At 65.4% G+C, this 25,481-nt stretch carries 21 protein-coding genes and 2 pseudogenes; 4 read left to right on the top strand and 19 right to left on the bottom strand.

Annotated elements, in window-relative coordinates; translation table 11 throughout:
- Positions 1–324: 324 nt before the first annotated feature.
- Positions 325–687, top strand: coding sequence for a PadR family transcriptional regulator (locus LN450_RS19155; protein WP_008578264.1), 363 nt, complete (start codon positions 325–327; stop codon positions 685–687).
- Entirely contained in the window at positions 684–1,601 is a 918-nt protein-coding gene (locus LN450_RS19150; protein WP_011346882.1) for a sensor domain-containing protein, read from the top strand. Before LN450_RS19155 ends, LN450_RS19150 begins: the two co-directional genes overlap by 4 nt.
- A gap of 128 nt (positions 1,602–1,729) precedes the next feature.
- On the opposite strand, the gene LN450_RS19145 is transcribed toward LN450_RS19150, so the two are convergent.
- Together LN450_RS19145 and LN450_RS19140 are read right to left on the bottom strand one after the other, a co-directional pair.
- Entirely contained in the window at positions 1,730–3,073 is a 1,344-nt protein-coding gene (locus LN450_RS19145) for a polyhydroxyalkanoate depolymerase (protein WP_008578266.1), read from the bottom strand.
- A 273-nt stretch (positions 3,074–3,346) separates the two neighbouring features.
- The gene (locus LN450_RS19140) at positions 3,347–3,949 is read right to left on the bottom strand and encodes a methyltransferase (protein ID WP_011346883.1); all 603 of its coding nucleotides are present in this window, start codon (positions 3,947–3,949) and stop codon (positions 3,347–3,349) included.
- Between the two features lie 73 nt (positions 3,950–4,022).
- Here LN450_RS19140 and LN450_RS19135 point away from each other — a divergent pair, with 73 nt between their 5' ends.
- The gene (locus tag LN450_RS19135; protein ID WP_008578268.1) at positions 4,023–4,469 is read left to right on the top strand and encodes a CopD family protein; all 447 of its coding nucleotides are present in this window, start codon (positions 4,023–4,025) and stop codon (positions 4,467–4,469) included.
- A gap of 204 nt (positions 4,470–4,673) precedes the next feature.
- Here the strand turns inward: LN450_RS19135 and LN450_RS19130 are convergent.
- The 9 genes and pseudogenes from LN450_RS19130 to lpxD all read right to left on the bottom strand — a co-directional run bounded on the left by LN450_RS19130 (position 4,674) and on the right by lpxD (position 15,319).
- Positions 4,674–5,188, bottom strand: a pseudogene (locus tag LN450_RS19130) (hypothetical protein).
- A 24-nt stretch (positions 5,189–5,212) separates the two neighbouring features.
- A complete protein-coding gene (locus LN450_RS19125) occupies positions 5,213–5,968 on the bottom strand; it encodes a tetratricopeptide repeat protein (RefSeq protein ID WP_011346885.1) in 756 nt (251 codons plus the stop codon).
- A gap of 57 nt (positions 5,969–6,025) precedes the next feature.
- Complete coding sequence (locus LN450_RS19120) at positions 6,026–6,985, bottom strand: acetyl-CoA carboxylase carboxyltransferase subunit alpha (RefSeq protein WP_008578271.1); 960 nt, start codon at positions 6,983–6,985, stop codon at positions 6,026–6,028.
- A 183-nt stretch (positions 6,986–7,168) separates the two neighbouring features.
- Positions 7,169–10,759 (bottom strand): DNA polymerase III subunit alpha, encoded by a 3,591-nt coding sequence (gene dnaE / locus LN450_RS19115; RefSeq protein ID WP_011346886.1) that lies wholly within the window; start codon positions 10,757–10,759, stop codon positions 7,169–7,171.
- A gap of 217 nt (positions 10,760–10,976) precedes the next feature.
- Positions 10,977–11,721 (bottom strand): annotated as a pseudogene (locus LN450_RS19110) (ribonuclease HII).
- Positions 11,718–13,004, bottom strand: coding sequence for a lipid-A-disaccharide synthase (gene lpxB, locus LN450_RS19105; protein ID WP_039418601.1), 1,287 nt, complete (start codon positions 13,002–13,004; stop codon positions 11,718–11,720). Before lpxB ends, LN450_RS19110 begins: the two are co-directional and overlap by 4 nt.
- 29 nt (positions 13,005–13,033) lie before the next feature.
- The gene (gene lpxA / locus LN450_RS19100) at positions 13,034–13,825 is read right to left on the bottom strand and encodes an acyl-ACP--UDP-N-acetylglucosamine O-acyltransferase (protein WP_011346889.1); all 792 of its coding nucleotides are present in this window, start codon (positions 13,823–13,825) and stop codon (positions 13,034–13,036) included.
- Between the two features lie 25 nt (positions 13,826–13,850).
- On the bottom strand, positions 13,851–14,309 hold the full coding sequence (gene fabZ / locus LN450_RS19095) for a 3-hydroxyacyl-ACP dehydratase FabZ (RefSeq protein WP_003485378.1): 459 nt from the start codon (positions 14,307–14,309) through the stop codon (positions 13,851–13,853).
- A complete protein-coding gene (gene lpxD / locus LN450_RS19090; RefSeq protein WP_008578280.1) occupies positions 14,306–15,319 on the bottom strand; it encodes a UDP-3-O-(3-hydroxymyristoyl)glucosamine N-acyltransferase in 1,014 nt (337 codons plus the stop codon). The genes fabZ and lpxD overlap by 4 nt, the downstream gene beginning before the upstream one ends.
- Positions 15,320–15,446: 127 nt before the next feature.
- Here lpxD and LN450_RS19085 point away from each other — a divergent pair, with 127 nt between their 5' ends.
- Positions 15,447–15,638: a hypothetical protein gene (locus LN450_RS19085; protein WP_011346890.1), complete on the top strand. Its 192-nt coding sequence runs from the start codon at positions 15,447–15,449 to the stop codon at positions 15,636–15,638.
- Between the two features lie 76 nt (positions 15,639–15,714).
- Here the strand turns inward: LN450_RS19085 and bamA are convergent, their stop codons facing one another.
- The 8 genes from bamA to LN450_RS19045 form a co-directional block, all read right to left on the bottom strand.
- Entirely contained in the window at positions 15,715–18,081 is a 2,367-nt protein-coding gene (gene bamA, locus LN450_RS19080; protein ID WP_008578281.1) for an outer membrane protein assembly factor BamA, read from the bottom strand.
- Between the two features lie 83 nt (positions 18,082–18,164).
- On the bottom strand, positions 18,165–19,511 hold the full coding sequence (gene rseP, locus LN450_RS19075) for an RIP metalloprotease RseP (protein WP_011346891.1): 1,347 nt from the start codon (positions 19,509–19,511) through the stop codon (positions 18,165–18,167).
- Positions 19,512–19,537: 26 nt separating this feature from the next.
- Positions 19,538–20,728 (bottom strand): 1-deoxy-D-xylulose-5-phosphate reductoisomerase, encoded by a 1,191-nt coding sequence (locus LN450_RS19070; RefSeq protein ID WP_039418594.1) that lies wholly within the window; start codon positions 20,726–20,728, stop codon positions 19,538–19,540.
- 2 nt (positions 20,729–20,730) lie between these two features.
- Positions 20,731–21,558, bottom strand: a complete 828-nt coding sequence (locus LN450_RS19065) for a phosphatidate cytidylyltransferase (protein WP_011346893.1) — start codon at positions 21,556–21,558, stop codon at positions 20,731–20,733.
- A complete protein-coding gene (uppS, locus tag LN450_RS19060) occupies positions 21,555–22,313 on the bottom strand; it encodes a polyprenyl diphosphate synthase (protein WP_011346894.1) in 759 nt (252 codons plus the stop codon). Before uppS ends, LN450_RS19065 begins: the two co-directional genes overlap by 4 nt.
- Before the next feature lie 17 nt (positions 22,314–22,330).
- On the bottom strand, positions 22,331–22,888 hold the full coding sequence (gene frr / locus LN450_RS19055) for a ribosome recycling factor (RefSeq protein ID WP_005921623.1): 558 nt from the start codon (positions 22,886–22,888) through the stop codon (positions 22,331–22,333).
- 187 nt (positions 22,889–23,075) lie between these two features.
- Positions 23,076–23,798, bottom strand: a complete 723-nt coding sequence (gene pyrH, locus LN450_RS19050; RefSeq protein WP_005911727.1) for a UMP kinase — start codon at positions 23,796–23,798, stop codon at positions 23,076–23,078.
- Between the two features lie 106 nt (positions 23,799–23,904).
- Positions 23,905–25,428: a sensor domain-containing diguanylate cyclase gene (locus tag LN450_RS19045; protein ID WP_011346895.1), complete on the bottom strand. Its 1,524-nt coding sequence runs from the start codon at positions 25,426–25,428 to the stop codon at positions 23,905–23,907.
- Positions 25,429–25,481: the final 53 nt, after the last annotated feature.

Below are 25,481 nucleotides of genomic sequence, written 5' to 3'. Positions count from 1 at the left end.
GGGGGACACCGACTGTAGTAAAGCCGTGCCAGAAAGGCAGTAACCCAAAGGTTCTAAGCTCATGAACGCACTGGGTTTACGCAGGCGGGCGCTAGCGGGGCGGGGAGTCGGGATTCGGTATTGGGGATTCGCAACGGCGGCGCTGCGTTTTGCGGTGGAGTTCGCTGCGATGCTGACAATTACTCACACAAGCTGGCGACCACGCCTTTGTTCTTGCTTTCGCGAATCTCCAATCCCGACTCCCCAATCCCGCCCGTGACTACCGGCACATTCACTATAGCTAGGTTCTACATAGCATTACCTTCAACCTAGCGGAGATGGCCGATGAGCGAGCCGGATATCCACCTACGCAAATTTCAGAAGGAACTGAGTGCGGGCACCGTGTCGTTGGCCTTGCTGGCCGTCCTGGCGCAGGCCGATGCACCGCTGTACGGCTACCTCATCGCCAAGCGGCTCGAGCGTCTGGAGGGCGTGCTTAGCGGCAAGCAGAGTGCCCTGTACCCGGTGCTGCGCAATCTGGAAGGGGCCGGGTTGCTGCACAGCCATGTCGAACCCTCGGCCTCCGGGCCGCCGCGGCGGTATTACCGCATCACCGACAGCGGGCGTGACTGCCTGCGCGACTGGACCGCCGCCTGGCGTGCCACCCGAGATTCCGTTGATTCCGTGCTGGAGGGGACCCACTCATGAACACAATTGCACAGGCACACCCGTTGCCGACCACCATTGGCGATTATCTGCTGCAGCTGCGCCAGGCGCTGTCCGGGGCAGATCCGGCAATGATCCAGGACGCGCTGTACGACGCCGAAGAGTATCTGCGTTCCGAACTGGCAGAACAGCAAGGCAAGAGCGAGGCCGAGGTCATTGCCGGCGTGGCCAGCAGCTACGGCGCCCCGGAGGAAGTGGCAGAGATCTACCGCGAAACCGAAGTGACCGTGGCACGCGCACTGCGCCCCCCGGTGCCACCGCAGCGGGCATCGTGGATCGGCACGTTCTTCGGCGTGGCTGCCGACCCGCGCACCTATGGCGCATTGTTCTACATGCTGCTGTCACTGCTCACCGGGGTGTTCTATTTCACCTGGGTCGTGACCGGCGCCAGCCTGTCGGTGGGGATGCTGATCCTGATCATCGGCGTGCCGCTGCTGGTGTTGTTCTTCGGCTCGGTGCGGGTGTTGTCGCTGGTGGAAGGCCGCGTGGTCGAGACGTTGCTGGGCGTGCGCATGCCGCGTCGCCCCCAACACCCGGGCCTGCAAGGCGGTTGGCTGCAGCGCATCGGCGCGATGTTCACCGACGCGCGGACCTGGAGCACGATGCTGTACTTCCTGCTGATGCTGCCGCTGGGCATTGTGTATTTCACCGTGTTTTGCACGCTGCTATCGCTGTCGTTGGGCCTGGCCGCTTCACCGATCGCGGCGTTGTTCGACCAGGTCGCCGTGCTGACGTGGGATGGCCTGGACATCACCAGCGCCTGGCTGACGCTGCCGTTGTTCGCGGTGGGCGTGCTGTTGTTGTTCGTTACGCTGCATCTGGCACGCGCGTTCGGCAAGCTGCACGGCATGTTCGCCAAGCAACTGCTGGTCAGGAGCGGAGAGGCGGCTGCGTGATGCGACTGGCCTAGATGTCAGCGTGCGCAGGTCGATGGTGCTGCTTGCCGCTGGCATGACGCGCTGTGGCGGTTGCACGCAGATCAAGATGAAAATCCCCGGCATTGCCGGGGATTTTCTTGGGTACCTCAGGCGCGTTTGCCGCGCTTGCGGATCGGGGTCACGGTGGCCAGGTCGCGGCTACCGACCGGATCCGCATCGTAGCGCGCGATGAATTCGCGCACCTGCGGATACACCACCTCGCGCCAGCGGCGGCCGCTGAAAATGCCGTAGTGACCGGCGCCTTCCACGACCAGGTGACGACGATGCGCCGCATCGATGCCGGTGCACAGATCGTGCACCGCCTCGGTCTGGCCGAGGCCGGCGATGTCGTCCAGTTCGCCTTCGATGCTCAGCAGCGCGGTATTGCGGATCGCCGATGGCTTGACCAGTTGGCCGTCCACTTTCCACTTGCCCTGGGGCAGCAAAAACTCCTGAAACACCACGCGGATGGTGTCCAGGTAATACTCGGCCGGCATGTCGAGCACGGCGTTGTATTCGTCGTAGAACTGCCGGTGCGCTTGCGCATCCTGCAGGTCGCCCTTGACCAGGTCGGTGTAGAAATCCCAGTGCGACATCACGTGCCGGTTGGGGTTCATCGACAGGAAGCCGGCGTGCTGCAGGAAGCCCGGATACACCTGGCGGCCATGGCCCGGATACGGGAACGGCACCGTGTGGATCAGGTTGTTCTGGAACCACTCGATGCCGTTTTCCGTGGCCAGGTTGTTGACCTGAGTGGGGCTGCGACGCGCATCGATCGGACCGCCCATCATCACCAGCGAGCGCGGGGTGGGCTCGTCGTTGCTGGCCATCAGCGACACTGCCGCCAGCACCGGAACGGTGGGCTGGCACACGCTCACCACATGCAGGCGCTCGGCGCCGATGTGGCGGATGAACTCCTGGATATAGGTGATGTAGTCCTCGAGCCGGAACGCGCCGGCCTCCAGCGGCACCATGCGCGCATCCACCCAATCGGTCACGTAGACCTTGTGGTTGCGCAGCAGGGTGCGCACGGTGTCGCGCAGCAACGTGGCGTGGTGGCCGGACAACGGCGCAACCACCAGCACGGCGGGCTGCTCCTTCATCTTGCCGATCAGTTCGACGTGGTCGCTGAAACGCTTGAAGCGCAGTAACCGGCAGAACGGCTTGCTCAGCACTTCGCGTTCGATGATCGGCAGCGAATGGCCGTCGACCTCGACATCGTCGAGCGCCCAGGCCGGCTTTTCGTATTCCTTGCCCAGACGGTGGAACAGCTCGTTGCTGGCGGCCATACGCTCGGCGCCCGGGAGCGAGGCCCACAGGCTGTCGGGGTCGGAAAACATCTTGGCGTTCGCCTGGGCCTGATGCACCCAGGGGGCTAGCAGATTGCGGGTCAGCTCATGCAGTTGATAAAGCATTCCACCCATCCGTGCGGTTTTGCTGCCGCGCAGCATACCGGTTTTGGCGCATTTGCACCTTAATGGGGCTGCGGACGGTTGAGGCTGTCACGGCTTTGTGGCAGCGATTTCTGGGAGGCAAGCGCCTTGACTGCGGGGCGTGACGACAGGCCCTGCGCACCACCTGACGCGTACCTTTGAGCGCCCCGCCACAAGCGCGGGCAGGGGCGCGGAGCGGGGGAGAAGGTGCTGGGCGATCTCCCTCCACGCAGCGATGGCTCCAGGCGACGCGATACCCCACGCGCTGCTCGCTGGCAGCCACCATCCCGCTCAGCCGCGCTCCAGCGCCGATGCCTGGTCAGCCAGCTGCGGCGACAGCCAGCAGTGCGACCCCAGCGCAGCGAAGCCCACGCTGGCGAAGCGCTTGCGATACCAGCGCGCCGGTCGCGCCTGGAAACCGTCGTGATCGCCCTCGAACGCATCTTCTTCGGCGAAGGCTTCCAGAAACGCCACGCCTGCGCACATCTCGGCCAATCCAGGCAGGCCCTGGTTGAATTCGCGGGTGGGCACGTAATGCAGCACGTCCGAGCAGATCAGCAAGTCCACCGGTGCGCACGGGCGCAACCAGGCGAAGTCGCCGAAGCGGGCGGGGTGGATCTGGCGGCTGCGGCCATAACGCTGCACCGCATAGGCGCTGCTGTCGAAACCCAGATAGCTCAGCTTCGGCCGCAACGCCAACAACGGCGCGCGCCACGCGGCCTCGCCGCAGCCGACGTCGAGCACGCTGCGGATCGGTCGTTCCAGGTAGTACTCGGCCTGTGCGACGGCGAGTGCGACCTTGCGTCGCAGGCGCGCGGGATCGGCCAGGCCGGCATCGCGATACCAGCGGCGGAAATAGTGGGCGTCGTATTGTTTGGGGGCGGACTGCTGCATGGGCTTGGCTGCTTTCGCGCGCGCGGATAGGTGAAAATGCGGGCCATCCTACGCGAGCCAGCGGAGCCAGCGCATGACCCTGTATTTGTGGATCAAGACCTTCCATCTGTTGTTCGTGATCGCCTGGATGGCCGCGGTGTTCTACCTGCCGCGCATTCTGGTCAACATCGCCGAAGCCGGCAGCGACACCGCGGTGCGCGCGCGCCTGGTGTTGATGGGGCGGCGGCTCTACACATTCGGCCACAGCATGCTCGGTCTGGCGCTGCTGCTGGGCGCGGTGCTATGGCAGGGCTACCGGGTCATTCCGGATTTCCCGACGATGGTCGCTGGCGGCTGGTTGCACGCCAAGCTGTTTGCCGTGGCCTTGATTCTGGCCCACTACATCGTGTCCGGCCGCTGGGTCAAAGGCGCCGAACAGGGGCGTGCAGTGCCCAGCGGGCGGGCCTTGCGCTGGTTCAATGAAGCACCGGTGATCCTGCTGGTCGGCGTGATCTGGCTGGTGCTGGCCAAGCCATTCTGAGCGCATTGCGCACCGCATCTACGCACGCCCGACGGCTTCGGCGCGCAGGTGCCCACAGCTGCCACTGCTAAAAATGCGGGGCATTCCGGTGTCCCACCGCGAATGCCTGCGGTGCTTCATGATGGGACGGCCAGTGACGTCGCGATGTGCGCACCGGGGCAAGGGTCGATGAATCCGGCAGGCCGCGCTAGGGCGCATATGAATTCATGCGCCGGTCGGGTGTGGCTTGAGCAGCATCTCCAGATACCGTTTCTGGTGTCCGGCAAATCCCTTTTTGCCGTACAGCGCGTGAATTTTGCCGAAGGCAGCGCAGGCACGTGCCTCATCGCCGAGCTGCAGCATCGCCTCGCCTTCGGTCATCAGCACAAGATGATCGGTGTGGTCTGGGTCGTCGTACATCAGCGCCATCACCTCGATCCATCGATGCACGTTTTCCTGATCGTGCAGGTCGGCGTAATCCTTGACGAAACTTGCAGACAGGCTTTGCGGGTAATAGTCCCAGTTCGCCTTGGGTTCGGGGATCAGCGCCCACGCCTGTAATCCCAGGGCGAGCGATTCCGCCAGGGCGCCGCTGCGAAACCGCTGTGTGGATTGCTCCAGCAGATGATCGATCTCGGCTTTCAGAACTGCCTCGATTTCAGGCTTCCTTTGCACGTTGATGGCCTTGATCAGGTGCCGAGCGATTCGTTGCCGAGCGATTCAATGCATGTGACCTGCAGCTGCGAGCGTCTTGTCGGCGGCCCTCAGGCGCTGGTGTCCAGCTCGCGCAGGCCCTTGCGTGCCAGGTCGACCCAGGCGCGTTGCTCGCGTTGGTAATGCTTGGGCGAGGCGGCGGCGTGACGCAGCACCTGTTCGTACACCGCCCTGGCCTGGTCATTGCGTGCGATGCGCTGCAGCAGTTGTGCATAGCGCACGCGCGCTTCTTCGCCCGGATAGCCTTGGGCCAGCGTTTCGTACTCGTGCAGCGCAGCCTCGGTGTCGCCGCTGCCTTCGACCGCGCGTGCATACAGCAGATGCCCGTCATGCGAGCGGAAGCTGGGGTTGGCCGCGATCAAGGCATCCAGGGTCTGCCGCGTCTGCTGTGGCTGGCCCAGCCCGAACTGGGCCTTGGCCAGACCGAGCATCAGGTGCGGATCATCGCGATACAAGCCGCGCAACGCGCCCTGGTAATGCTCGGCGGCCTGGGCGTAATCGCCGCGCGCCAGCAAGGTCTCTGCGAGCTGGCGGCGATTTTCCGGAGTGTCGGCCACATCCAGCCGGCGCGAGGCATCACGCTGTTCGCGTTGCGGATCCAGGGTGCTGCGCACGCGCTTGAGGCGACGGCGTGCATTGGGGTCGTTGCGCAGATCGGGGATGACCGCCACGCACACATAGACCAGCACCGCCAGCAGCGAAAACGCCAGCAGCAGGAAGATCCAGTACAGGGGCCGCCCGCTGCGCACGACGTGGACGCAGCAGGCGGCTTGCAGCAGCAGCGAGATCAGCAGGAGCGGAGACATGCGGGTGTGGCGTCCTTTCCATGGCCGCGCACTGGGCGCGGCCGGCCATCGTGCGAATCAATGCCCTTCGTAGGCACCATAGCTGCGCAGGCGCTCGTAGCGCTGCTGCAGCAACGCATCCACTGGAATCTTTTCCAGCGCGTCCAGCTCGTTGAGCAGCACCGCTTTCAGGCGCTTGCCCATCTGTTCGGGATTGCGATGCGCACCGCCGGTGGGTTCACGGATCACCTTGTCGACCAGGCCCAGACCCTTCAGGCGCTTGGCGGTCAGGCCGAGCTGTTCGGCGGCGTCCTTGGCCTTAGCCGCGTCCTTCCACAGGATCGAGGCGCAGCCTTCCGGCGAAATCACCGAATAGGTGCCGTATTCCAGCATCAAGGTGCGGTCGCCCACGCCGATGGCCAGCGCGCCGCCGGAGCCGCCTTCGCCGATGACGGTGCAGATCACCGGTATTTTCAGCTCGGCCATTTCCAGCAGGTTGCGCGCGATCGCCTCGCTCTGGCCGCGCTCTTCGGCGCCGATGCCAGGGTAGGCGCCGGGGGTGTCGATGAAGGTCAGCAGCGGCAGGCGGAAGCGCTCGGCCAGCTTCATCAGGCGCAAGGCCTTGCGGTAGCCCTCCGGGCGCGGCATGCCGAAGTTGCGCGCCACCTTGGTCTTGGTGTCGCGGCCCTTCTGGTGGCCGATGATCACCACCGGGCGCCCGTCGATGCGGCCCAGGCCACCGACGATGGCCTTGTCGTCGGCATAGGCGCGGTCGCCGGCCAACTCCTGGAATTCGTCGCAGATGGTGTCGATGTAGTCCAGCGTGTACGGGCGCTGCGGATGACGCGCCAGCTGCGAGACCTGCCAGGCCGACAGATCGCGGAAGATCTGCGCGGTGCGCACGCGCAGCTTGTCGCGCAGCGCCCGCACTTCGGTCTCCACGTTGACCGCAGGCCCGGTACTGGCCTTGCGCAGTTCCTGGATCTTTGCTTCCAGATCGGCGATGGGTTGCTCGAAGTCGAGGTAGTTAGGATTCATGCAATGGCGTCGTCAACGTAAGGCGGGGAGTGTAGCTGAAGCGGTGTGGCTGGCCCGTACGCAGCCGTGCGGTTGCATGGCCGGGATTGGGGATTCGGGATTCGCAAGAGCACTATCGCGGCTTCGACGTGCCAGTAGACTGCCGTTACAAATCCCCAATCTCCAATCCCCAATCCCGGCCCCTCACGCCCACGGCGGGCTGTACTTGATCTTCACCGTCCGCACCGCCGGGTCTGCGCGCAGGCTGTCCATCAGCTGCTGGTCGATGCGCACCGAATGGGTGCCATTGAGGTCGAGCATGCCGGCCACGCCGCCGCTGGGTGCGCGCAGCAGCAGGTCCAGGCGCAGGGGCGTCTTGCCGGGTCGGTGCTTGGCCAGCAGCGCGTCGATACGGGAGAAGGCGTGCTTCTCGCGCAGGTCCAGCCGTAGCGACAGCCGCTGCGCGTGGTCGGCGCAGATCTGCTCGTAGTCCCAGCACTGGCGGATGCGCAGGCTGTATCCGTCGTTGAATTCGTCCTCGCGCAGGCCGCCCTTGACGATCAGGATGCGGTCGCGGGTGAGCAGGTGGCCGAATTCGGCCATCGCATCGGAAAACGCGCTGCATTCGACCCGGCCGCGGCCGTCTTCCAGTTGCACGAACACCTGGCTGTCGCCCTTGCGGCGTACGCCGACCACCTGGCCGGCCAGGATCGCGCTCACTTCCGGCCGCCAGGCGCGTTTTTCGCCATCGCCGCCGCCCCCACCGCCGCCACGTTGTTGCGAGGCCAGGATCTTTTCCAGCGCACCCAGGTCGCAGCCGACCAGCTCGCGGACTTCTTCGCGGTGCGGGTCGAACGGGTGGCCGCTGAGATAGAAGCCCAGCGTTTCGCGCTCGCCGGTGAGCAGCTGGCCCAACGGCCATTCCTTGCTTTCGGGCAGGTCCAGGCGCATTGCCGGGGCGCTCGGGTCCGGCCCGCCGAACAGCGAGTTCTGCCCGGAGGCGCGTTCACGCGCCATCTGCTCGGTGGCCTTCATCACCTCGGGCAGCTGCAGCATCAGCGAGGCGCGGTTCTTGCCCAGCCCATCCATCGCGCCGGCATTGATCATCGCTTCCAGCGTGCGCCGGTTGAGCCTTGCGGTGCCCACGCGCGTGCAGAAATCCAGCAGCGTGGTGTAGGGGCCGCCGCGCTGGCGTTCTTCGACGATCGCCTCGCAGGCGCCCTGGCCGACGCCCTTGATCGCGCCCAGGCCGTACTGGATGGTGTCCGGGCTGGCGGCCTCGAACATGTACGCTGACTCGTTGACGCGCGGCGGTTTGACGGTGAGGCCGAGGTTGCGCACTTCATCGAGAAAGCCGACCACCTTGTCGGTGTTGTCCATGTCAGAGGACAGCGTGGCGGCCATGAATTCGGCCGGGTAATGCCGTTTCAGCCACGCAGTCTGGTAGCTGACCAACGCGTAGGCGGCGGCGTGCGACTTGTTGAAGCCGTAGCCGGCGAACTTCTCCATCAGGTCGAAGATTTCGTCGGCCTTGGCTGCGCTCACGCCGCCCTTGGCCGCACCTTCGCGAAAGATTTCGCGGTGCTTGGCCATTTCGGCCGGCACCTTCTTGCCCATCGCGCGACGCAGCAGGTCGGCGCCGCCCAGCGAATAGTCGCCGACGATCTGCGCCATCTGCATCACCTGCTCCTGATACACCATGATGCCGTAGGTGTCTTTCAGGATGACTTCGGTGCGCGGATCGGGGTAGACGATCTCCTGCTGGCCGTGCTTGCGCGCGTTGAAGTCCGGGATCAGGTCCATCGGGCCGGGGCGGTACAGCGACACCAGCGCGATCAGGTCCTCGAAGCGGTCCGGGCGCGCGTCCTTGAGCAGGCGGCGCATGCCCGAGGATTCGAACTGGAACACCGCACCGGTATTGCCCGAGGCGAACACGCCCTTGTAGGTGGGCACGTCGTCGAGCGGAATGGCGGTGATGTCCACCGGGTCGATGCCGGCGCGCGCGTGGCGCACGTTGATCGCCTTGACCGCCCAATCGATGATGGTCAGCGTGCGCAGGCCGAGGAAGTCGAACTTCACCAGTCCCACCGCTTCGACGTCGTCCTTGTCGAACTGGGTCACCGGGTTCTTGCCGCGGCCGTCCTCGTCGTGTTCGGCGAACAGCGGGCAGAACTCGGAGAGTGGATCGGGGGCGATCACCACGCCGCCGGCGTGCTTGCCGGCGTTGCGGGTGAGGTCTTCGAGCTGGCGCGCCAGGTCCATCAGGTCGCGCACGTCGTCTTCGACCTGGTAGCGCTGGATCAGGTCCGGCGAGGCCATCTCCGAGTCCTTGCCTTCGCCCATCGCGTCCTTGAGCGTGATGCCCAGGATGTTGGGGATCAGCTTGGCCACGCTGTCCACCAGCCCATACGAGAAGCCCAGCACGCGCCCGGCATCGCGCACCACCGCCTTGGCGGCCATGGTGCCGTAGGTGATGATCTGGCTGACGCGTTCGCGGCCGTATTTGCGCGCCACGTAGTCGATGACTTCGTCGCGGCGGTCCATGCAGAAGTCGATGTCGAAGTCGGGCATCGACACGCGCTCTGGATTCAAAAAGCGCTCGAACAGCAGGTTGTAGGGCAGTGGGTCCAGGTCGGTGATCTGCAGCGCCCAGGCCACCAGCGAGCCGGCACCGGAACCGCGGCCCGGGCCGATCGGAATGCCCTGGTTTTTGCCCCACTGGATGAAGTCGGCCACGATCAGGAAGTAGCCGGGAAAGCCCATCTTGATGATGGTGTCCAGCTCGAATTCGAGCCGGTCCACATAGTCCTGGCGGGTCTTGCCCGGCGCGATCGGGTTCTTTTCCAGGCGTGCGGCCAGACCCTGTCGCGACTGGCTGCGGATCCAGCTGTCCAGGGTCTCGTCTTCCGGCACCGGGTAGGCGGGCAGGAAGTAGGTGCCCAGGCGCATCTCGATGTTGCAGCGCTGCGCCAGCGCGTGGGTGTTGTCGATGGCGTCGGGGATGTCGGCGAACAGCGCCGCCATCTCCTCGCTGGACTTCATGTACTGCTGGTCGCTGTACTCGCGCGGGCGCTTGGGGTCGTCGAGCACGCGGCCGGAGGAAATGCAGACGCGCGCTTCGTGCGCATTGAAGTCGCTGGCGTACAAAAAACGCACGTCGTTGCTGGCCACTACCGGCAGCCCGCGCACGCCCGCGGCGTGCAGGGCGAACTGGTTGAAGCGTTCTTCGCCCTCGCGCCCGGTGCGGGTCAGTTCCAGGTGCAGGCCATCGCCGAACACGCGCTGCCAGTCGGCCAGCTGTTGCTCGGCCAGGTCCGCGCGGCCCTCGTTGAACAGGCGCCCGGCCAGGCTGTCGCGGCCGGCCAGCGCAAACAGGTTGGCGTGCCCGGCCTGCAGCCATTCCGGATGGATCGCCACGCCGCCTTCGGGGCGGTGGCCTTCCATCCAGGCGCGGGTGAGCAGCCGCGACAGGCTCAGGTAGCCCTCGCGGTCGCGGCACAGCAGGGTCATGCGCCAGGGCGTCATGTCCGGGGTGGCGATCATCACATCGGCGCCGGCGATCGGCTTGATGCCCACGCCTTCGGCCGCCTTGTAGAACTTGACCAGCGCGAACAGGTTGTTGAGGTCGGTGACCGCCAGCGCGGGCATGTCGAGTTCGACTGCCCGGCTCAGCAGGTTGGCCTGCTTGGCCTTTTTCGGGTCAGCCTGATCCGGTTTCTCGGGCACACGGATGGTGGAATCCGCCAGCGAGAACTCGGTGTGGACGTGCAGATGGACGAAGCGGGAAGTGGACATGCGGGACCGGAATAATGCGCGGTCAGGGTACCGGCGGGGGCGGGGGCGAACAAGGCTTGACAGCTGGGGGCGGGACCTGGGGACCTGCCAGGCTTGAGGAGCCGGGACCCGGCACCGGGGGGCCGGGAAAGCAAAGCGGGAAGACGTGGCGGGACGCCACTCGTCGTTTCTTTGCTGTTGCTGTGCTGGTGCTTTTCCGGGTCCCGGGTCCCGACCTCTAAAGCGGCACCACCAACCTGCCCACTTGCAGCTGTTCCGGGTCCCGGGTCCCGGGCCCCGGGTTGCGGCCTTCCAGCGCCAGGCGCACCGGCGCAAAGCTGCGCCGATGCTGGGGGCATGGCCCGTGGGTTTGCAACGCGGCCAGATGCACCGGCGTGCTGTAGCCCTTGTGCTGATCGAAGCGATATTCCGGGTGCCGCGTGTGCAGTTCGTGCATCAGCCGGTCGCGCGTCACCTTGGCCACGATCGAGGCGGCCATGATGGCGCGATCCAGCGCGTCGCCACCGATCAATGCCTCGGCCGGGCAGGGCAGGCCTTTGGGCACGCGGTTGCCATCGATGCGCGCGAACCCGGCCACATGCGCCACGCCTTCCACCGCGCGCCGCATGCCGCATGCCGAGCATGGTCGCCTGGTAGATATTGATGCGGTCGATCTCTTCGCTGTGGATCAACACCACCGACCACGCCAGCGCCCGGTCGACGATGCGCGCATACAGCTGCTCGCGCCGCTCGGCCGTGAGCTGCTTGGAATCGTCCAGCCCATTGATGCGTGGTTTGCCGGGGTCGAACACCACGGCCGCCACGGCCACCGGACCGGCCAGCGGGCCGCGGCCAGCTTCGTCGACGCCGGCGATCAAACGCCGGGATTCGACATTCGGGATTTGGGATTGGTCAAACAAGGGCGACTGGCGCGCCTCAGCGTCGGCGCTATCGGCTTGGGTGCCTAAAGCAATGATTTTCATGCCTTCGCTCCTGCCGAATCCCAAATCCCGACCTCCGAATCCCTGCCTTCCAGCAGCCCGGCCACCGCATCCGCTGCCCGCGCCGACGCGTCGCGGCGCAACTGCGCATGCAGGGCCAGGTAGCGCGGTTGCAGGGCGGCGACCTTGTCGGGGTGTTTGAACCAGTCCAGCAGCGCCACGCACAGGCGCTCGGGGGCGCAGTCGTCCTGCATCAGTTCCGGCGCCAGGTCGTCATTGGCCAGGATATTGGGCAGGGCGTAGCGGTTGACCTTGAGCAGGCCCAGCAGCTTGACGATGCGGTAGGTGAGCGGTGCGACCTTGTAGCCCACCACCATCGGGCGCTTGACCAGCATCGCTTCCAGCGTGGCGGTGCCGGAGGCCAGCAGCACCACGTCGGCGGCCAGCATCGCAGTGCGTGCCTGGCCGTCGAGCAGGTGGGAGCGCATCACCGGCAGCGACGAGCGTGAGAGCTGCTCGGCCAGCAGTTGCTTGCAGCCCGGATTGGCGGCCGGTACCAGCACGTGCAGGTTGGGCAGGTGCTCGGACACCAGCCATGCGGCCTGGAAAAAGGTGTCGCCGAGCCGGCTGATTTCGCCGTGCCGGCTGCCCGGCAACACTGCCAGGACGGTGCTGGAGGCGGACAGGCCCAGCGTTGCGCGCGCCGCTGCGCGGTCGGCCTGGTAGGCGATATCGTCGGCCATCGGGTGGCCGACAAAACGGGCGTCCACGCCATGCCTGGCGTAGATCGGCGGTTCCATCGGAAACAGGCACAGCACCAGATCGGCGCTGACGCCGATTTTTTCGGCACGCTTCTCGCGCCACGCCCACACCGACGGGCTGACGTAGTGCACGGTCTTGATCCCGCGCTGCTTGAGCCAGCGTTCCACCGGGAGGTTGAAATCCGGCGCGTCGATGCCGATGAACACGTCCGGCTTCCACGCCAGCACCCGCTCGCGGAACGCGCTGCGCAGCTTGAGCAGGCGCGGCAAATGCCGCAGCACCTCGGTCAGGCCCATCACCGCCAGCTCGCTGGCATCGAACCAGGTCTGGCAACCGACGCCACGCATCGCATCGCCACCGATGCCGACGAATTCGGCATTCGGATAGCGCAGCCGCAGCTGCTCGATCAGTCCCGCGCCCAGGATGTCGCCAGAGGCCTCGCCAGCGATCAGCGCGATGCGGGGAGGGCGCGCATGCGCGCCGGGAATGGGGAGTGGGGAATGGGGAATCGGCAGCGCAGTCGGGTCGCTGCCGACCGACGCGCCGTTGCGCTGACCGTCCACGATTCCCGACTCCCGATTCCCGATTTCCTTCATCGTAACAACGGCCGTTCTGCCGCTTCGATGAACTCGAGCATGCCGCGCACATCCTCGCTGCTCTTGGCCTGTTCGGCCAGCTGCAGCTTGGCATCGGCCAGCGGCAGGCCGGCCACGTACAGCGTGCGGTAGGCGCGCTTGATCGCGGTAATGCGTTCGGCGTCGAAACCGCGACGCTTGAGCCCTTCGCTATTGATGCCGCGCGGACGCCCCAGCGAGTCGCTGCCCACCATGGTGAACGGCGGGACGTCGCCATTGGTCAGCGCGCCCATGCCCAGGAAGGCATGCGCGCCGATCCGGCAAAACTGATGCGCGCCGGCAAAGCCGCTGATGATCACGTAGTCGCCCACGGTGACGTGGCCGGCGAGCGTGGTGTTGTTGGAAAACACGCAGTGGTTGCCCACATGGCAGTCGTGCGCCACGTGCGTATAGGCCAGCATCCAGTTGTCGTTGCCGACCACGGTGACGCCGCCGCCGCCGCCGGTGCCGCGATTGATGGTGACGAATTCGCGGATCACGTTGCCGTCGCCGATCACCAGTTCGGTGCGCTCGCCAGCGTACTTCTTGTCCTGCGGTTCGCCGCCGATCGCGGCGTGGCCGATGAAGCGGTTGTTGCGGCCGATCCGGGTCGGGCCGTGGATCGAGCAGTGTGGCCCCACCTCGGTGCCCGCCCCGATCTGCACATCGGCGCCGATCAACGAGAAGGCGCCGACGCGGACGTCGTCTGCCAGCGTTGCCGATGGATCGATGACCGCCGTCGGATGAATCAAAGGTGTTGAATCGCGCATCGTGTCTTACTCCGAAAGCGGGTGATTACCTGGCGCCGGCGCACATCACCTCGGCACTGGCCACCACTTCGCCATCGACCTTGGCCTCGCCGTAGAAGCATCCCACGTTGCGGATCAGGCGCTTCATCTGCACCTCCATGATCAACACGTCACCCGGGACCACCTGCTTGTTGAAGCGGGCCTTGTCCACCTTGACCATATAGAACAGCTGCGACAAGGCATCGCGGCCCAGACCGAGCTGGGTCATCACGCCGCCGACCTGCGCCAGCGCCTCGATGATCAGCACGCCAGGCATCACCGGGCGGTTCGGAAAATGGCCCTGGAAGAACGGCTCGTTGATGCTGACGTTCTTCTGCGCCACGATCCACTTGGTTTCAAGATCGAGTTCGAGGATGCGGTCGACCAGCAGAAACGGGTAACGGTGCGGGAGCAGCGTCTGGATTTGACTGACGTCGATCGGCAGTTCGTAAACGTGGTGGCTCATTCTTTCTCCTTGCCCACAGCCAGGATGCGCCTAGCGAGCACATCAAGCTGCTTGAAGCGCGCGGCGTTTTTGCGCCACGTGCGATTGTCGGTGAGAGGGGTGCCGGACGAATACTCGCCCGGCTCATGGATGGAATTACGCACGACAGACTTGCCGGTGATCACCACCTTGTCGCAGATCTCCAGGTGGCCGACCACGCCGACATGCCCGCCAAGCAGGCAATAACGGCCGATCTTGGCGCTACCGGCAATGCCGGTGCAGCCGGCGATCGCACTGTGCGCGCCGATGCGGCAGTTGTGCGCGATCTGCACCAGGTTGTCCACGCGCACGTCTTCTTCCAGCACGGTGTCTTCCAGCGCACCGCGGTCGATGCAGGTATTGGCACCGATTTCGCAGTCGTCGCCGATCACCACACCGCCGAGCTGGGGCACCTTGATCCAGTGCCCGGCATCCATGGCCAGGCCGAAGCCGTCGGCGCCGATCACCGCGCCAGGGTGGATGCGCACGCGCTTGCCCAACCGCACGCGCGTGACCAGGGTGACGCGGGCGAGCAGTTCGCTCCCCTCGTCCACCACGCAGTCCTCGCCGATGATGCTGCCGGTGCCGATCACGCAGCCATCGCCCACGCGACTACGCGCACCGATGCTGACGAACGGACCGACATGCGCGCCAGGCGACACCTGCGCGGTCGGGTCGATCACCGCAGAGGCATGGATGCCCGGTTCGCGCACCGGTGCCACGTCGAACAGCGCGGCGATCTTGGCGAATGCGGTATACGGATCCTTGGCGACCAGCGCGGTGCCCTTGGCGGCGTCGGCATCGTCGGCGCGTAGCACTACGACGGCGGCCTGGGTGTCGGCCAGTTGCGGACGATAGCGCGGGTTGGACAGGAAGCTCAGCTGGCCTGCGCCGGCATGGGCCAGGGTGGCGACGCCGCTGACTTCGGTGGTGCCGTCACCGACGACGGTCAACCCGAATTGTTCGGCAATCGCACTGGCGGTCAATCGCATCAGGGTAAACCTCGCGTAAACGGTAGGTGCTGGTTTAACAGGGGGAAAACGTCGCCAAAAGTTGGCTAAACAGTCGAGCGTATTGCTTGCCGGGCCGCAACGATGCGGCGAACCCAGGAAGAAACATATGAAAACTGTTCTCTCCATTTTCGGTAGCGTGATCCTGCTGGGCGCAATCACCAGTGCATCGGCCGACGATTTCGCGCAGCAGCGCACCAGCGCGCTGAGCTTCTGGGACCAGCAGGTGCAATGCGTGGACGCATCCGATTGGGGCGCCACCGCCACCTGCCTGGGCAATGTCTGGAACAACTACTTCTGAAGCTGTTTCATACCAGGGTGTTCAAACAACAATGGCGGCCCGGGCGTCCGGGCCGCCATTGTTTCGCGTGCCAATCTTAGAACTGGCCGCCGAAGGTGAACTGCAGACGCTCGATCTCGTCGTTGTCTTCCTTCTTCAGCGGGAATGCGTAGCTGATCGAAATGGGGCCGACAGGCGCGCGCCACAACAGCGCCACACCGGTAGAGGCGCGCAACTCGTTGGCCTTGAAGTTGTCCACCCCGTTGTACACGTTACCGAAGTCGACGAATGCCGAAACGCGCGCCGACGGGCTGTCGAACAGCTTGGGGAAATACATTTCCACCGAGCCCACCGTCTTGAACGAGCCACCCAACGGCTGGCCGCGGGTAAAGCCATTGATCGCTTCCGAACGCGGGCCCAGGGTGTTGTCTTCGAAGCCACGAACCGAATTGGTGCCGCCGGCGTAGAAGTTCTCGTAGAACGGCAGGCCGGTGGCGGTGACCGTGCGGGTGCTGCCATCCGGGTTGGTCAGCACGCGGGTGCTGTCCTTCCCGTAACTGTCGCCGTAGCCCAGTTCGAAGCGCGTGTTCAACACCAGCGCCGGAATGATCGGCCAGTAGTTGGAGATCTGGTAGTTGAGCTTGTAGTACTCGACCGTGGAGCCGGGCAGGGTGGTCTCCAGGCCCACGCGTTGGTACATGCCGCGGGTCGGCATGAAGAAGTCGTTGCGGGTGTCGCGTGCCCAGCCCAGCTCCGTGCGCCAGGCATGGAAGGTGCGCGTGCCGATCGCATTGATGTAGTCGATGATCGCCTGCGGTGTGGTGCCCGCGAAGGTCGTGATCTGGTTGCTGTCGATACCCACCATCGCCGAGACGGTGTCGTTTTCGGTGATCGGCACGCCGAACACCACCTGCGCCGAACCATTCTTGCTGTTGAACTGTGCGGTATTGAAGTCCGAGTAATCCAGCGCGCGCCAGGACAGGTTGTAGCCCAGCGATACGCCGTCGTCGGTAAAGAACGGATTGGTGTAGGAGAACGCGTAGCGTTGCTGGTAGCTGCTGCGCGAAGCCTCCACTGCCACGCGGTTACCGCCACCCAGGAAGTTGTTCTGCGACAACTGCACCGAGGTGGTCACACCGAAGCTCTGCGAGTAGCCCAGGCCGAACACGAAGCTGCCGGAGGTGGTCTCCTTGACGTTGTAGACCACGTCGACCTGGTCGTTGCTGCCGGGCACCGCGGGCGTTTCCACGTCCACGCTTTCGAAGTAGCCCAACCGCTGCAGGCGGATCTTGGAACGGTCGATCGCCGCCTGCGAGTACCAAGTGTTCTCGAACTGGCGCATTTCGCGGCGCAAGACCTCGTCGGAGGTGCGGCTGTTGCCCTTGTAGAGGATGCGGCGCACGGTCACGCGCGGGCCGGGCACCACCTGCAGGTTCACTGCCACGGTGCGGTCTTCGCGGTTCGGCGTCGGGATCGGGTTGACCTTGGCGAACGCGTAGCCGACGTTGCTCAGCGTGTTGGTGATCGCATCGGAGGTGTACTCCAGCAATGCACGCGAGAAGATGTCGCCGGCCTTGGGGATCACCAGGCGCTCGATGTCGGCCTGCGGCAGCACGGTGTCGCCGGTCACCTTGATTTCGGAAATCTTGTACTGCTCGCCCTCGGTGACGCCGGCGCTGATGAACATATCGCGCTTGTCGGGGCTGATCGAGACCTGGGTGGAGTCGATGCTGAAGTCGACATAGCCGCGGTCCAGGTACCAGGAGTTGAGCTTTTCCAGGTCGCCGGACATCTTTTCCTTGGAGTACTGGTCGTCGCGGCGGTACCACGAGGCCCAGTTGTGCTCCTTGGATTCCCAGTTGTCCAGGATGTCCTCGTTGGCGAACTTTTCCGTACCGATCAGGTTGACGTGGCGGATCTTGGCCGCCTTGCCTTCCTTGATCGCGATGGCCACGTCGACGCGGTTACGGTCCAGCGGACTCACCGTCGGGGTGATTTCCACGTTGTACTTGCCGCGGTTGTTGTACTGGCGGGTCAGTTCCTGGGTCACGCGGTCCAGGCTCAGGCGATCGAAGGTGCCGCCCTCGGACAGGCCGATGTCACCCAGGCCCTTGAGCAGTTCCTCGGACTTGATGTCCTTGTTGCCGGTCACGGTGAGCTTGTTGATCGCCGGGCGCTCCTTGACCGTGATCACCAGGATGTTGCCCTGGCGGTCCAGCTGCACGTCCTCGAAGAAGCCGGTGCGGTAGAGCGCACGGATCGCGTCGGCCACCTTGGCATCGTCCACGGTGTCGCCGCGGTTCACCGGCAGATAGGTGAATACGGTGCCGGAGGCGATGCGCTGCAGGCCGTCGACGCGGATGTCGCTGGCAACGAACGGCTCGACGGCCAGAGCAACGGCCGGCAGGCTGAGGCCGGCGGCAAGAGCGAGGGCAAGCAGGCGGCGAGTGGGAAGACGCGTCATGTCACATCCGGTTGGAGTCGTATTCGGGTGTTGCTGGATGCCGGCGTATGACGACGACAACAGGCGGAAAGAGTGGAGCAGCTTCATCGTGGAACCAGGCCGAGGATGTCGTTGTAGAACGCCAGTCCCATCAACCCGGCCAGGACCGCCAGGCCGACGTATTGTCCGGCAATCATGGCCCGTTCGCTGATCGGGCTGCCCTTGATCAACTCGATAAGGTAATACAGCAGATGCCCACCGTCCAAGATCGGGATGGGCATCAGGTTGATGATCGCAAGGCTGAGCGACAGCAATCCGAGGAAATACAGGAACCAGTCGAGCCCGCGTTCGGCCGAGGCGTTGGCGGCACGCGCAATGGTGACCGGGCCGGAGATGTTCTTGACCGAGGCCTGGCCGGTCAGCATGCGCTTCATCATGCCCAGCGAGTCGGCGGTCATCCGGCCGGTTTCGCGGATCGCGGCCGGCACGGCGGCGAACAGCCCGTACTGCTGGCGGCTGTCGTATTCCGGAGCCGGCGCAGCGGCCGGACGCACGCCGATCATCCATTGGCCCTGCGGCGACTTGCGCGGGGCAATCTCCAGCGCCAGCCGGTCTTCGCCGCGCGCCACCTCGATCATGCCCGGCCCGCCGTGGGCGCCCAACGCCTGAACTTGCGGAATGATGTCTTCGGCCGAGCGGATCGGCTGGCCGTCGATGGCCACGATGCGGTCGCCCGGCTTGAGCAGGCCATCGGCCACCGAGCCCTTCACCACTTCGGCAATCACCGGTGGCTTCAGCATGAACTGCCAGCCGATGCCGGCCAGTGCGGCCACGCGGCGTTCGTCGAAACCGACCGGCAGCTGCGACAAGCGCAAGGTGTGCTCACTGCTGCCCGCAGCGTCAGAGGCGGTCAGGACGCGGACATCGCGCCTGTCCATTGCCGCAGTGGTGAGCTGCATGCTGGCATCGCTCCAGCTGCTCACGCTGCGACCGTCGATGCGCACGATGCGCTCGCCCGGGCCCAGCCCGGCCTCGGCGGCCAGGCCATCGGCCCGACCAATGGTTGCCGAATAATCCTGCTTGCCTACCACGAACATCGCCCACAGCATCGCCATGCACAGCAACAGGTTGGCAATGGGACCGGCTGCGACGATCGCGATGCGCTGCCACACGGTCTTGCGATTGAAGGCTTGGCCCTGCTCGGCCGGATGCACGTCGCCTTCGCGCTCGTCGAGCATTTTGACGTAGCCGCCCAGCGGAATCGCGGCAACCACGAACTCGGTGCCGTGGCGGTTGCGGCGCATCCACAGCGGTTTGCCGAAGCCCACCGAAAAGCGCAGCACCTTGACGCCGCAGCGCCGCGCCACCCAGAAATGCCCGAATTCGTGAAAGGTCACCAACACGCCCAGGCTGACGATCATCCACCAGACCGAACCGATGAAATCACCCATGTGTGCAGCTCGCGTGCGTGGAACGATCAGGCATGAAGGGCGTGGTGGGCGAGGGCGCGTTCAGTGATTTGCCGGGCTTGCGCATCGGCAAAAAGCAGGGTGTCGAGGGAGTCGGCATTGTGCCGCGGGAGCGTTGTCAGTGTGTGTTCGACCAACGCAGGGATCGCTAGGAAACCCACCTGGCCCTGAAGAAAGGCTGAAACAGCCACTTCATTGGCCGCGTTCAGGATCGCCGGGGCGGTGCCGCCGGCCCGTAACGCGTCCCAGGCCAGGCGCAGACATGGGAACGCGGCGGTGTCGGGGGCCTCGAAATCCAGCCGGCCCTGGCGAAGCAGGTCCAGCCCGCCGACGCCGGAGTCGACCCGCTCCGGCCAGGCCAAGCCCACCGCCAGGGTGGTACGCATGTCCGGCAGGCCAAGCTGGGCAAGCGTGGAGCCGTCGACGAATTCCACCAGCGAATGCACCAGGCTCTGCGGATGCACCAGCACATCGATCTGCTCGCCCGGCAGTCCGAACAGGTGATGCGCCTCGATGACTTCCAGGCCCTTGTTCATCAGGGTTGCCGAATCCACCGAGATCTTCGGGCCCATCGACCACTTGGGATGCGCCACTGCCTGCGCGGGCGTGACTGCGGCAAGTGCCGCGCGGTCGCGGCCGCGGAACGGGCCACCGGAGGCAGTCAGGATGACCCGGCGCACGCCGCGGCTGGCGTCGCAGGAGCGCAGGCACTGGAAGATGGCGCTGTGTTCGCTGTCGATCGGAATGATTTCAGCGCCGGCAGCGGCTGCGGTGCGGGTCAGCAGCTCGCCAGCCAGCACCAGCGATTCCTTGTTGGCCAGCAACAGACGCTTGCCGGCGCGCGCTGCCGCCAGCGTAGACGGCAGCCCGGCCGCACCCACGATCGCCGCCACCACGGTGTCGCACACATCGCCGCTCGCCAGTGCGTCCAACGCCTCGGCGCCGGCGTGCGCCTGGGTCGCCAGGCCCAGCGCGCGCAGGCCATCGCGCAGCGCGGGATACAGCGCTGCATCGGCAATCACCGCATGCGCAGGCCGGTGGGTGGCGCACAGCGCCAGCAGCTCATCGACCTTGCTGCCGGCCGACAGCAGGCTGGCGCGCAGCCGCTCGGGGTGACGCGCGATCACGTCCAGTGCCGATGCACCGATCGAGCCGGTGGCGCCGAACACGGCGACCTGACGGAGAGAGGAGCCAGCCATGCCTAGAATCCGAGAATTTCCTTGCCGAGTGCGAACACCGGCAGGGCAGCGAGCACGCCATCGATGCGGTCCAGCACGCCGCCATGGCCCGGAATCAGCGTGCCCGAGTCCTTGGCGCCGGCGTGGCGCTTGAGCAGGCTTTCGAACAGGTCGCCCAGCACCGATGCCAGCACCGCCAGTGCGGAGACCAGCACCAGCTGCGGCACATGTGCCAGCGTCAGCCCGGCCAGCCAGCCGAACGCGCAGGCAACCGCAATGCCGGCGAGCAGGCCTCCGAGCAACCCTTCGATGGTCTTGTTGGGGCTGACCCGCGGCGCCAGCTTGTGTTTGCCGAACGCGCGGCCGGCGAAGTAGGCACCGGAGTCAGCCGCCCACACCATGGTCAGCGCGGTCAGCAACCACAGGTTGCCCTTGTCCGGGCTGGCATGCAGCAGCACCAGCGCTGCCCATGCCGGCAGCACCGCCAGGGTGCCGGCGGCCAGCTTGAGTGCGCGCGCCTGGCCGTTGCCATGATCGGCGCCGAAGGTGAAAAAGCGCAGCCACAGCAGCGCCAACAGCCACCACGCCACGCCGACCAGCGACGCAATCTGGAACAGCACCATCGAGCCGGCCGAGGCCCACACCATCAGCACCATCAGCAGCAGGTTGAGCGTCAAAAGCACGGTGCGCGGCAGGCTGTCGTCGATCCCGGAGAGCTTGAGCCACTCCCACAGGCCGGTCAGGAACAGGACCGCCGCCAGCGCTGCCAGCCATTGGGTGGGCAGCAGCACGATCGCGCAAATCGCGAGCGGCGCCATGATCAGCGCGGCAATCACGCGAGTCTTGGTCATGCGGAGGAGCTCTCCGTCGCCTTGTCGGCGATCTGTGCGCTGGTCAGGCCGAAGCGGCGTTCACGCCCGGCAAAGTCGTCCAGCGCTTGCTGCAGCACGCCGGCATCGAACTCCGGCCACAGGGTTTCGGTGAACCACAGCTCGGTGTAAGCCAGCTGCCACAACAGGAAATTGCTGATGCGGGTGTCGCCACCGGTGCGGATGAACAGGTCCGGCGCGGGCAGGTCGGCCAGGGCGACCCGGCTGGACAGCAGCGCTTCGTCGATCTGCTCTGGCTGCAGGCGGCCGGCAGCGACGTCTTCGGCCAATGCGCGGGCAGCCGCTGCGATGTCCTGGCGGCCGCCGTAGCTGGCTGCGATGCTCAGCACCAGCCGCGAGTTCGTTGCGGTGCTGCGCTCGGCGCCGGCCATGCGCTCGCGCAATGGTGCGGCAAAGCGGCTGCGGTCGCCGATGAAGCGCACCTGCACGCCACGTCGCTGCAGTTCTTCGACCTCGCGGTCGAGCGCATGCAGGAACAGCTTCATCAGCGCGTCGACCTCATCCTGCGGACGGCCCCAGTTTTCACTGGAAAACGCGAACAGGGTCAGCGCCGACACGCCTTTTTCCAGGCAGAAATCGATCGTGCGATTGACCGCGCGCGCGCCGGCGCGATGGCCGATCATGCGCGGACGCCGCCGACGCTGCGCCCAACGCCCATTGCCATCCATGATGATGGCGATGTGGCGCGGCACAGCAGCAGAAGGGACTGGATGCATGGCAGGCGATGCCACGATCAGACCGTCATCAATTCCTGTTCCTTGCCCTTGACGACCTCATCCACGTCCTTGATGGCCTTGTCGGTGAGCTTCTGGATATCGTCCTCGGCGCTGCGGGCTTCGTCTTCGGTGACGGCCTTGTCCTTGAGCAGATCCTTGACCTGCTGATTGGCGTCGCGGCGGATGTTGCGAATGGCGACCTTGCTGTCTTCGCCCTCGCCATGCACGGACTTGCTGAGCTCCTTGCGGCGCTCCTCGGTCAGCGGCGGCAGGTTCAGGCGGATCACGGTGCCGACCACGGTCGGGGTCAGGCCCAGATCCGAAGCGTAAATGGCTTTTTCCACGTCCTTGATCATGCCCTTGTCGAACAGGCTGATGACCAGCGAGCGGCCTTCGGACACGCTGATGCTGGCAACCTGATTCAGGGGCGTATCGGCGCCGTAGGCCTTGACCTTGATACCGTCCAGCAGCGCCGGCGAGGCACGGCCGGTGCGGATGGTGGTGAGGGAATGGCGCAGAGCATCGATGCTCTTGGTCATGCGCGTCTGCGCGTCTTGTTTGATCTGGGTGAGCATCGCCGGAATCCGTGTGGAGCTGAATCCGGGGATTATAGCCGGGACTGGGGTTTCACGACTCGCGGGCCGTCAGCACCCGCGCAGCCGGTTCACTTGGCGCCCCTTTTCACGCCGGGCGCCGGGTTGGAGATCGCTGTGCAGCCTGCGGCCGTGCGCTCTTGCGATTCCCCAATCCCGATTCCCGACCTCAGCTGCGGCCCTGCACCAACGTGCCGATCTGCTCGCCGTGCAGGATGCGCAGCAGCACGCCCGGTTCGCTCATGCCGAAGATGCGCAGCGGCAGGTCGCTGTCGCGCGCCAGTGCGAAGGCGGCGGTATCCATCACTTCCAGGCCCTGCAGGATCACCTGGTCGTAGGTCAGGCTGTCGTAGCGCACCGCATCGGTGTGCTTCTTCGGGTCCTTGTCGTACACGCCGTCGACCTTGGTTGCCTTGAGCAGCAGGTCGGCACCGATCTCGATCGCGCGCAGCGCTGCGCCCGAGTCGGTGGTGAAGAACGGGTTGCCGGTGCCGGCGGCGAAGATCGCGATGCGGCCCTTCTCCAGGTGACGGATCGCACGGCGACGGATGAAGTCTTCGCAGACATCGTTGATCTTGATGGCGCTCATCACGCGCACCTTGGCGCCGAGCTTTTCCAGCGCATCCTGCATCGCCAGCGCGTTGATCACCGTGGCCAGCATGCCCATGTGGTCGCCGGTGACGCGGTCCATGCCGCTGGCAGCCAGGCCGGCGCCGCGGAAGATGTTGCCACCGCCGATCACCAGCGCCACCTGCGCGCCGGCCTGCTGGGCTTCGATCACTTCATGCGCCAGGCGATTGATGACCTTGGGGTCGATGCCGTAATCCCCGTCCCCCATCAGCGCCTCCCCGGAAAGTTTGAGAAGAATGCGGCGATAGGAAAGTTCGGACATGGGGAAACCTCGGGGGTGGGGGATCGGCAAACGCCGGCAATTCTAGCGGAAGCCTGTCACCTGGCGTGGTAAAAATTCCTTTGTTGGCAGTGGCGTGACCGGTTGCTCAATGCGCGCGCGGGTTCGGCGGCGTTGGTACATCGGTCGCATCGTACGCAGTGACGCGGTTGCGGCCGCGATGCTTGGAGCGATACAGTGTGCTGTCGGCGGCCTGCAACAAATGGTCGATGCTGTCGAACTGGCGCTCGGCACCGCCGTGCGTGGCAAGACCCGCAGAGAAGGTGATATGCAATGGGCCGCCCTTCAGTTGCGCCATCGGCGTACGCGCGGTTTCGGCCAGGATGCGTTCGATCACCATCAGCGCCGCATCGGCCGGTGTATTGGGCAGGATCACCAGGAATTCTTCGCCGCCGTAGCGCGCCACCAGGTCGCTGGTGCGCACCATGCGTTGCAGCGTTTGCGCGAAATTGCGCAACACTTCATCGCCGACCAGATGTCCGTGCGCATCGTTGACGCGCTTGAACTCGTCCAGGTCGATGAAGGCGATCGACAGCGGCCAGCCCTGGCGCGAGGCCAGTTCGAACTCATGCGTCAGCGCGGTACCGAGCTGATGCCGATTGAATACCCCGGTCAACGCATCGCGGCTGGCCTGTTCGGCCAGGTGACGCATGCGGTTTTCCGATTCGTCGGCATGCCGGCGCGCTTCGGCCACGTCCTGCAATTCGCGCAGGCTGCGCAGCATCGCCAGTTCACGCGCCTGCTCGAAGATCATCTGGATGTGCTCGGGCTGCGGCACGCGGATGTCGAACAGCGCCTCCAGTTCCGGCAGCGATTCGGCGATGCGTTCGATCACTTTTTCGAAGCGTTCGGCATCGAGCTCCAGCACGTCCTGCGCCTGCTGCTGCGCATGTTCGGTTGCAGTGACCGCACTGGCCGAGAGCCAGATATCGGCCAGGCGCCCGGATAGCGCCACGCAGGCCATGAACGGTTCCAGGCCTGCCGGTTCTTCTTCGCTCTGCGCAATCGCATTCTGCAGATACGGCGGCAGCTGCCACTGATGCGCCAGCCAGGCGCCGACTTCGGCATGCGTGGCGCCCAGCTGTTCGCGTTCGGCAACCAGCAGCGCGGTGTTGTCGGCGGCCTGTTCCAGCAGCGGCCCGTATAGATCGGGCGCGCCCTGCAGCAGGGCCAGCTTGCCGATGTCCTGCAGCAGGCCGGCCAGCATCAATTCTTCGGGTTTGCGGATGCCGTAGGCCTGGCCGAGGATGCGACTGGCCAGCGCGCATAGGCCGGCGCGGCGCCAGATGCGCTCGTGCAAGGGGTGGGCGATGAAGGTGCTGCGCACGCCGTGCACCATCGAAAAGCCCAGTGCCAGGCTCAAGGTCGCGTTGAGGCCGAGCATGGTCAGCGCCTGGCCGAGATTGTCGATGCGGCGGCGACTGGCGTAGAGCGGCGAATTGGCCACCCGCAGCATACGTGCGCTCAATGCCATGTCCATGCCGATGACCTTGGCCGTGGTGGTCATGTCCACGTCCGGATCCTGCGCAAGTTCGATGATGCGCAACGCAACGCCGGGCGGCGAGGGCAGATTACGGCAGTAGTGCAGGGCGGCCTGGAGATCTGGTTGCATGAGTCATCGCCAACAGTGGCCACAAGCATACAGCTGCGGTCGTTGAGTAGGGC

The organism is Xanthomonas euvesicatoria pv. euvesicatoria (assembly GCF_020880415.1).
In the GTDB taxonomy this organism is placed as follows: Bacteria; Pseudomonadota; Gammaproteobacteria; order Xanthomonadales; family Xanthomonadaceae; genus Xanthomonas; species Xanthomonas euvesicatoria.
The sequence above is the reverse complement of the archived record's forward strand: the minus strand, read 5'-3'. Positions and strand labels throughout refer to the sequence as shown.